This is a genomic window from candidate division WOR-3 bacterium (assembly GCA_016867815.1).
GTDB lineage: Bacteria > Hydrothermota > Tepidihabitantia > Tepidihabitantales > Tepidihabitantaceae > UBA2258.
Map to the genome: position 1 here is coordinate 1 of VGIR01000104.1, position 8,882 is coordinate 8,882.

Sequence of the window (8,882 nt, forward strand, 5' to 3'; positions counted from 1 at the left end):
GCCGGATCCGTTCCAGGTTGGGACGGTAGGCCGGAAGCAGCTTCTTGCACGCGTCGGACTCCTCGCACTCCCAGCAGCCGGCAAGTCCCTTCACTGCTCGCGTTCTTTGCTGATGGCCGGTCTGTCCGCCATTTTGCACTTTGCAGTTTGCACTTTGACTTCTGACCTGCATCCTCGCCTGCGCGCATCTGCGTATCTTGCACCAGGGGTTCCCTCCCCCGCCCCGACACATCTTCGTGCAGCGCAGCATCGCCAGGCCGTCAAGCGACTTCTTGAATGAGGCGTAGTCGGCAAGGAACGGGAATTCCTTCCACGATTCCTTCAGCTTCTCCGCCCGCAACTCCCGCCGCAGCGCCTTGGCCGCCTCAGATACGTTCTTCCTGTACGCAAAGCAGGTCGGGCACCGCGCCCCACAGTACCCGAGAGTCTTGGTGGTCATCCGTGCCATAGTTCCTCCGGATTGGTCCTTCACGCGATCAGCAGCCGGGCCGTCTCCTCTTCACTCGCTGGCTCAACCTCTACGGCCTCGCCCGCAATCATGACCCGCGCCAGCTTCTCTTTCCGCTTGTCGCTATACCTCGCGCAAATCCTCGCGGCCAGAACCCGGTCGGGATCAACCACCAAGTCACCAAGACACGAAGACGGCAAGACAAGACCCACGGGGCCTGGCAGATCGCCGGCATCAATCACGGCCGCGTCTTCCGGTTTGCGTTTGAGCAGCTCATCGTTTTCTGCCTCGTCGCGGCCAACAACCAGCCGCACTCCGGACGGCAGCCGGAAATGCCTGCCCAGAGACAGCAGTTCGACAATCTCAATCGAATCCTCGCCATGGTCGAACGCCTCGGCCAGCCGCTTCGAAAAGACCTTCTCGGTCAGCAAGCACCCGCCCGCCGGGGTCGGGTAGTCTTTGATGCCGTACTTCTGAGCCAACGCCATCTGGCGGGTTCGCTGCCTGCCCTCGATGTCCAGCAGGCGCTCGCGGTCAACCAGGCCCTCCCGCTCCGGTGCGGTCACATCGAGCAGCTTTGCCGACATGGGCCGCAGCAGCCGGTCCCCGACGCCAGACTCCCGGGCTACGGTGTTCAGCGCGTTCCGGTTCTGAGACATCGGCCGCTGACCCAGCACCTCGCCGGTGATGATGAAATCCGCCGTCCATCCTTCGGGCAGTCCGGACTTCCGGCCCTGCAATCTGCAATCGGGCTTCCGCCCGTACTCCCACGCTTTCCGTATCATCAACGTGTGGCAGTCAATGCACGGATTCATGTTCTTTCCCCGGCCGTACTTCGGGTGCTTCACCATCGCGATGAATTCCGCATCAATCGGCAGGGTCACGAGTTCGATGCCCAGCTTCTCCGCCGCCTTCTCGCCACGGCTCTTTCCCGCAAACGGCCGCGGGCAGTACGCGCCCGCGAAGTTGACCCCGATGACAGTGATGTCCTGCTCCAGAATCACCTTTGCCGCGAGCGTCGAATCCAGCCCGCCGGACAGCAGGGCGACAGCAGTTGCTTTCGGCTTGTCAGGCATACCAACAGAATAGCCGCCGAGCCCGAGCTTTCAAACAAACACCGCACGCCGAAGCCCAAAGATGGAACTCTAGGAAATGGGTTCGGGAACTGCCTGTGTGCTGTATTCTGTATGCTGTCTACCGTTCCGGGAGTCCCAGCCCTCGTAGAAGCTGCGCGACCCCATGAGGAAAGGCTAAGGTCGAGACGGTATCAACCTCAACCTTGACCTCAACCTGGCTCTTCGTGGCGCTCGTTCACCTCGTACCCGGCCAGCTCGTCCTTGAGCCAGGTCGAGACGTCGCCGATCTGATTCAGGGCGACCCAACCACCGGCCGGGGATAGGCGAAGTGTCCCTCTTTCCCCCCCACGGCACACTTGACTTCGGCAGCGTTTCGGTTAGAACGTTGCCGTACTGGCCCGACCATGAGGAGGCAGCAATGAAGTGTCTTGTTTCGGTTGTTCTCGTCCTATTCTGTGCTTCGGCATTCCTCGGCTGCGGGAGGAAGCCGCTGACGCCGGCCGCACCGTGGACTGATGTCGTCGACGACTCGCTCTTCTTCCTCGCTACAACGACCGACCCTGGCGGCCTCGGGCTGGAGTACACCTTTGACTGGGGTGACGGCAAGACGTTAGCCACGCGTCGTTACCACAGCGGAGAGACTGCCTACATAAGGCACTCATTCGAAGACCCGGGGTGGCGCGACATAAAGGTCCGGGCACGCAACGAAGACGGAAAGTCGTCCGCCTGGTCGCCGCCGCTTCGCTTCCGCAAATCGAAGCCGCCCGTCATAGCTGACGACAGCATCGCCGGCCTCGTGCGCTGGGCCGTCAACCGCTGGTATCACGCGTCGGTCAAGGTCAGTGACCCGGACGGCGACAGCGTCAGTGTGAAGTTCATCTGGGACGGTAACGAAGGCGGCGCTTGGACCACGCTCGTCCCGAGCGGAAGCGTCATCACCGATTCCTGTCTCTGGACCACGACCGGTCCGCACACGCTCACGGTCGTGGCCAGAGACCGAGGCAGCATGGTCACGAGGCCGGGCTTCGCGAAGACCGTGAGCGTGAGCGGGATGGCAATCATCTGGCACAGCTCCGGAGACGTGTACTACGATGCTACTCCGACACTGGGGATGATCGACGGAGAGCCGGTGCTCTACTGTGGACTGGACGACGGCCTGGAATGCTACTCACTCGATGGTACACTGCGTTGGAGCGTCGCGACCAACGGCAGTGGGTTCGCGCCGTCACTGAGCGCTGACGGCTCGCGCTTGTATCTCACTGAGGAAAAAGAGGGAATATCGTGTCTGGACGCGCGCACGGGCCAGTTGATGTGGAACCTGCGTCTAGGTCCAGCGGAGCAATCCAGATGCACGCCGGCACTGGGTCCGGGTGGCGCCATCTACGTAACTACGTGTGGGGCATACGACCACTGGCTCAGGCGAGTGACCGACTACGGCGACTCGGCGGCATTCGCTTGGGGCATCTGCCTTGCCGATGATTGGGAAGGAACAGAGCGTGGGATAGTGGTCGCAAGGGATGGCGTGACGTACACCGTCTCCCATAACAGATCCCACAACTCCATACTGTTCGCCATTGACGCATCCGGCACCTTGCTGTGGAAGGACTCGGCCCACGTGCTATACGGCGGGCCGCCGATAATCGACCGCCACGATAGAGTCGTGGTTGCCGACGAGGCTGGAGGAGTGTATTGCTTCAACCCGGAAGGGACGCTGGCCTACAGTGTGCCTACGGCAGGTATCTTTCCTGGCACGACCGCGATCGGACTTCAGGACGAGGTCATCGTGACCGACTGCCATGGCTGGGTAAGAGCCTACGACTCGACCGGCCGCGTGCTGTGGACGTCAACGATCGGCGTTGACGGATGGAATACCCCCTGTGTCGCCGAGGACAGCATTGTTATTCTGTACGACAATGCCGCCGGCATCGTGTACAGCATAGACGGCGCTGGACAGACTCTGTGGAAGTACTCCATTGATGACTCGCTCCTTCTGGCAAGGCGGCGGACGAGGCGTTTCTCAGAAGGCTATGGGGAACCATCACCAGTTCTCGGACCGAACGGTGACCTGTATGTGATATGGGATGATAGGGTCTTCTGCCTATCCGGCGCGAATCTGCACATGGCCAACACGGCGTGGCCGACGTACAACCACGACGTCGCCCGCTCCGGCTGGGCGGGAAGACCCTGAGGAGGAACGATGTACAAGAAGACCCTAGTCACTGTAGGATTTGTCCTGGCCGCGCTCGTCGGCTGCGCGAGAAAGCCACTGACGCCTGGCGCTCCGTGGACCGACGTCGTGGGCGACTCGCTGTACTTCCTCGCCACAACCACTGACCCCGGCGACCTAGAGGTTGAGTATCTCTTCGACTGGGGTGACGGCCAGCTTGCGCGCTCGACCCGACGGGAGAGCGGCGACACGGCCTACCTCAAGCACTCCTTTGTAGACCCCGCGTGGTATGAAGTAAGGGTCCAGGCCAGCAACGAGAAAGGGAAATCGTCAGACTGGTCGCCGCCCCTTCGCTTCCGGAAGTCGCAGGCGCCGGTGATAAGTGACGACACAATCTGCGGCATGGTACGCTGGGCGGTCAACCGATGGTATCATGCGTCGGTCAAGGTATCGGACCCGGATGGCGACAGCGTTAGCGTGAGGTTCGAGTGGGATGGTGACAAAGGCGGGGCTTGGACCGCGTTCTTCCCGAGTGGCGCTGTCATTACCGATTCCTTTCTTTGGACCACAAGTGGCCCTCACATCGTTGGTGCTGTCGCCCGGGACAAAGGCAACATGGTAGCGAGGCCGGGATCCGCCAAAACCGTGAACGTCAGCGGAATGGCGGTCGTCTGGGACACCTACGATGAGGAGCTCTATTGCGTTGGTTCTCCCACTCTAGGCTCGATCGACGGCGAGCCCGTGCTCTATAGCGCTCACGGGTTCTGCTACACCCTGGATGGCCGACTGCTATGGAGCACGCCGATGGACGGCAGTTCGTACGGGGCATCGCTCAGCGCCGACGGCACTCGCCTCTATCTCAGTGACGACAGGAGCGGGCTGGTCTGTCTTGATTCTCGAACCGGGCAGCTCAAATGGTCTATCAACTCGTGTGGCGGCAATTGCACTCCGGTGGTAGGTCCGGACGGCGCGATCTACACCGTGACCACACCCGGGTACGACGACATTCTGTCTCGAGTTCGGGACTACGGAGATTCGGCAGTAGTGGAATGGACTCTCTGGCTTGGCAGTTTGGGGCCGGTTGACAACGGTGTTGTTGTAGGACGCAATGGCACAGTGTACGGCGTTGGGTATGATGCACTTGCTAAGTGCTCTTTCCTGATCGCGGCTGATTCAAGCGGCGCAGTGCTGTGGAAGGACTCGGCGCGCATCAAAACAGGTGGTACACCTGTGATAGACAGCCGAGACCGGATCGTTGTCGCCGACCGGTCAGGGGGCCTCTACTGCTTCAACCCCGACGGTACCCTGGCCTGGAGCACACCCACGACTGAGTTGTGTGCCAACTGCACTGCAGTCGGCTGGGGTGATGAAGTCATCGTGATTGACTGGGACGGTCTAGTCCGTTGTTTCGACGCCCAGGGTCTCGAACGATGGACTTCGGATGCCGCGGTTGACGGCTACAGCAACACCCCCTGCGTGGTTCAAGACAGCTCTATCATCATCGTAGACCCAGGTGGCTACACGCACTGCATCGGCAGTGATGGCCGGACCCTCTGGGAGTTCTCTGTCCAGGACTCACTCTGGGGCGAGGAGCGCCAGCCGAAGCGTCTTGACGGCGATTGCTATAGCTCTCCGGTCATCGGTCCGAACGGCGACCTGTATCTGTCAACCGGCGACGCGCTCGCCTGCATCGCCCACGGCGGCCTGAAGATGGCCAACACTGCCTGGCCGACCTACAACCACGACAACGCCCACTCCGGCTGGGCCGGAAGGCAGCAGCGCTAGAAGCGCCTCGATATCGGCCGCAGACCCGGCTCTCACTTTGATGCAGCTACCACTGCCCGCATTATACAGATCTGTATAACGCAGTCAGAGGGCCTGACCGTATGCAAGTCCATGAGATAGATGTGGTTTGACCCGCTGCGCGAGTCGCCTCGGGGGTCGCTCCGGGGACGGTTCCCGGGGTGGTCTGCGGGGCCGTTCGGAAGGTGACTCTGGGGAGGCTTCTGACGGCGATTGGGACGGCAACGGCCGAGGCTACTCTGACCGCAACTTGCTGAGCGACTCGGAAGTTGACTCAGTCCGTTGCTTGCGGAGCTGCTCTCGGCGCGATTCTGACAACCACCTGCCAAGCTACTCGCGACGTCACCCCGAGGGGGATTTACAGCGCGGTCTGCCTGGCCACTTGGGACGTGACTCGGCAAGTGATTTGCCGTAGCGAACCCCGAATAGCTATCTGTGTCCCGACGTCGGGGGCCGACGCTCGAGCTGGACGTTCTGGGTCAGCGACTTCCACGATTGGACGTTGACGACTCTCATCGCCTTCTTGCACCCGGCATAGGTGAAGATAAGCCGGTGCTGGCCGGCAGGAACGCCGGCGATGATGTAGTCGCCATTCCGGTCCGAGGCGGTGCCGAGCCGCGTACCTTCCACCGTGACGCTCGCGCCGATGGCCGCGCCAAAGTCCTGCACTTCCACCCTGCCACTTACCTCACCGACCGCCAGCAAGGTGTCGTAGAGAGGCAGGTCAACCGAGAGCGTGTCGCCGGCCCTGACCGACAGGCGCCGGGGGAACCCGCGGAAACCGGGAAGGGCGGCGATGAGCTCGCGGTCGCCCGGCGGATACGGAATCACGTACATTCCGGCCGAGTCGGTTCTTACCGTCGCCGCGTCTCCCCTGACCCTGACCGAGGCCCTCGCAAGCCTCCTGCCGGTGATGCCATCCTTCACGAATCCAATCGCGATGCGAGGTTGAGTCGCGTACATCCTGATCACACACCGCGCATCCGCGGCAGTGACGGAGACCGTCTCGGTCGTAGGGAAGAAGCCTTTCACTGACGCCGTCACAATCAATCGCCCACCAGCGACTGCCGGAAAGGCGACCCCGCCGTCCTGGTCCGTGAAGAGGATTCCTTTCCCGGCTTTGACCTGCACACCACCGAGCCATCGCCCGGTGTCGCCGTCGCGCACCCGGACTCTCACCTTCGCCTCTGCTCCGTAGGCGCAGGCCGCGGCGAGGATGAGCGGCATAATGCACCTCATCATGGAGGGCCTGGAAAATGGGGACAGTCCCCGGCCGCGCGGACGCGGCCGCAATCCGGTACAGTGGGGCTGTTGAAAAAGTGCCTCTGGGCTTACTCTCGACCAAACGGACTGGAAGCCGCCGCTGCAAGTAACGGTACTGCGGCAGTTGCGGACGACCATTTCCGCGTCAGGCCTCGCCTTTGCACCGACTTGGGGTTTTTCAACAACCCCACAGTCCCCATTTTCCGGAATGGGACTAATACGACTAATAGGACCCATTAGAGAACTACTCGAACCGCGGCGCGTAGCCGAGCGGTTCTATGGGCTTAGGCTTGCGGAACGAGGCCGTGTAGTTGAACAGACTGCCCTCGATTGAGGCGAGTTCGAACCCGGCCTGGCGGCACAGCTTCACAACATCGCTGCGAAACCGGTAGTGCGGGTCAGGCAGGCTCTCGGTAACCGACAGCACCGCTCCGGGCCGGAGAACCCGCAGCGCCTCACGCAGGGCCGGCAACCGGTCCGGGATCTCGCCGAGCACGTGGGCAAAGAACACGAGGTCAATGTCAAAGATGTCGAACGGCAGCTTGTTCGCAGGCGCGACAAAGCCCTGTACGCTGCGGAACCCCTGAGCCTCAAGCCGCTTCAGGGATTTCTCGACCATCCGCGGCTGGATGTCAACGCAGAAGAGCATCCCGCCCGGCTCTATCCGACGCGCGACGTGCGTGGAGAGGTACCCTGCCCCGCAACCAACCTCGAGCACGCGCATGCCGGGTCCGAGCGCCATTCGGCTGAGCGTGACATCAGCCGGGAAGAGCAGTTTGCGCCAGGGACCCTCGATGATTGCGGCGGCCCAGTACGGCATCGGGAACGGTATCTCGCGGAGAATCAGCCAGACCACCAGCAGGGAACCCGCAATCAGCAACACCGTCCTTGGCGAGAACCGCATGAGCAAGAGGGTGACAGGTGCCCACGGCGCCTGCTGGCCGGACACGAAGAAGAACGCGGTCAGCGCCCAGACACCGGCCAGGGCGCCGACCAGAACCAGCTTGCCGAGTTCGCCGATACGGCCGAGCAGGGCCCGGCGCAGTACGCGCGCCACCAGCCAGATAACTGCGACCAGCAGAGCGAGCTGCAGCCACGGTCGCAGGGCGAGCAGCGTGTTGACCACGCCCGAGTCTAGTTCAGCACGAGCTCAAGCGCAAGCCCAGGCACCGCGACCTACAGGACGAACAGGACCTACTGGACCCATACCTGAGCACGCCGGGGCCCGGAGGCCCCGGCGTTGCCGAGCCAAACCACTAGCCCAGTCAGAACTAGTGCATCTTACGGCCCGGACAGCCTTGCTGACCGCCCTGGCCCATCGGCCCCTGCGGCCCACCGCATTGGCTTCCGCACTGCATCCCACGTTCGTCGCCGCCCATCGGACAGCCACCACCCATCGGACCGCGCATCATCCCATGCCCGCCACAACCCTTGCCTCGTCCCATCATGCCGGGACCCATACCCATCTTGCGCATGGCCTTGCGCTGCTCCGGCGTCAGAATCTTGCGCATTTCGAAGCGGTGGTTTATCCGGGCGACTTCTATCTTCTCACGGATATCGCCGATTTCCTTCACCTTGGCCACTATCTTCTTGGCGTCCGGTTCGTCTGCCCGCCAGAAAGCTTCAAGCTCTATCTCCTTGACCCTGACGTCAGCCTGCAGCGGCGCCATCGCCTTGATGTGCGCGGTGCGGAGGGCGTCCATCTTCTCCTGCTGCTCGGGCGTCAGGTCAGGCATTGCCGGGCCGGGCATCATTCCCTGCATCCCCTGCATGCCGCAGGCCATTGGGGCCTGCGCCTTGCCGCATGGGGCAGGGGCGGCCATGGTCGGCGCCGGCTGTGCAAGCGCGGACCCGACAGCCAGGACGATGACGATCATTGCTGTCAGCGTTCTGTTCTTCATTCGGTTTCTCCCTGGTTGGTCACTTTCGGTCAATCTCCTGCTTCCGGGGGTGGTCCCGGAGGCGGTTCGCCCGGCGGCGGCTCATTCAGCGGTCGGTGCATCCCGCAGTCCGGGCGCATGCGGCGACCCGTTCCCCGCCCCGGCACGCCTGGGCCGGGCCTCATCTTCATCATGTGCTTCAGGTACTCTGCCCGTGCCTCGGCCGGCATCAACTGCAGTTCGCG

7 protein-coding genes are annotated in these 8,882 nt (G+C 62.4%); 2 read left to right on the forward strand and 5 right to left on the reverse strand.

Features of this window, described 5'->3' with window-relative positions:
- Nucleotides 1-448, reverse strand: a 448-nt coding sequence (locus FJY68_12175) for a DUF3795 domain-containing protein (protein ID MBM3332581.1), incomplete at its 3' end; no start/stop codon positions are given.
- A 20-nt stretch (nt 449-468) separates the two neighbouring features.
- The gene (locus FJY68_12180) at nt 469-1,524 is read right to left on the reverse strand and encodes a tRNA 4-thiouridine(8) synthase ThiI (protein MBM3332582.1); all 1,056 of its coding nucleotides are present in this window, start codon (nt 1,522-1,524) and stop codon (nt 469-471) included.
- A gap of 418 nt (nt 1,525-1,942) precedes the next feature.
- Between FJY68_12180 and FJY68_12185 the strand changes: the two genes are divergently transcribed.
- Complete coding sequence (locus FJY68_12185) at nt 1,943-3,712, forward strand: hypothetical protein (GenBank protein ID MBM3332583.1); 1,770 nt, start codon at nt 1,943-1,945, stop codon at nt 3,710-3,712.
- Nucleotides 3,713-3,721: 9 nt separating this feature from the next.
- On the forward strand, nt 3,722-5,476 hold the full coding sequence (locus FJY68_12190) for a PQQ-like beta-propeller repeat protein (protein MBM3332584.1): 1,755 nt from the start codon (nt 3,722-3,724) through the stop codon (nt 5,474-5,476).
- A gap of 447 nt (nt 5,477-5,923) precedes the next feature.
- On the opposite strand, the gene FJY68_12195 is transcribed toward FJY68_12190, so the two are convergent.
- From FJY68_12195 to FJY68_12205, 3 genes are all read right to left on the reverse strand, one after another.
- Nucleotides 5,924-6,994: a hypothetical protein gene (locus FJY68_12195; GenBank protein ID MBM3332585.1), complete on the reverse strand. Its 1,071-nt coding sequence runs from the start codon at nt 6,992-6,994 to the stop codon at nt 5,924-5,926.
- Between the two features lie 7 nt (nt 6,995-7,001).
- Nucleotides 7,002-7,883: a methyltransferase domain-containing protein gene (locus FJY68_12200; GenBank protein ID MBM3332586.1), complete on the reverse strand. Its 882-nt coding sequence runs from the start codon at nt 7,881-7,883 to the stop codon at nt 7,002-7,004.
- 145 nt (nt 7,884-8,028) lie between these two features.
- Nucleotides 8,029-8,658: a periplasmic heavy metal sensor gene (locus FJY68_12205; protein MBM3332587.1), complete on the reverse strand. Its 630-nt coding sequence runs from the start codon at nt 8,656-8,658 to the stop codon at nt 8,029-8,031.
- Nucleotides 8,659-8,882: the final 224 nt, after the last annotated feature.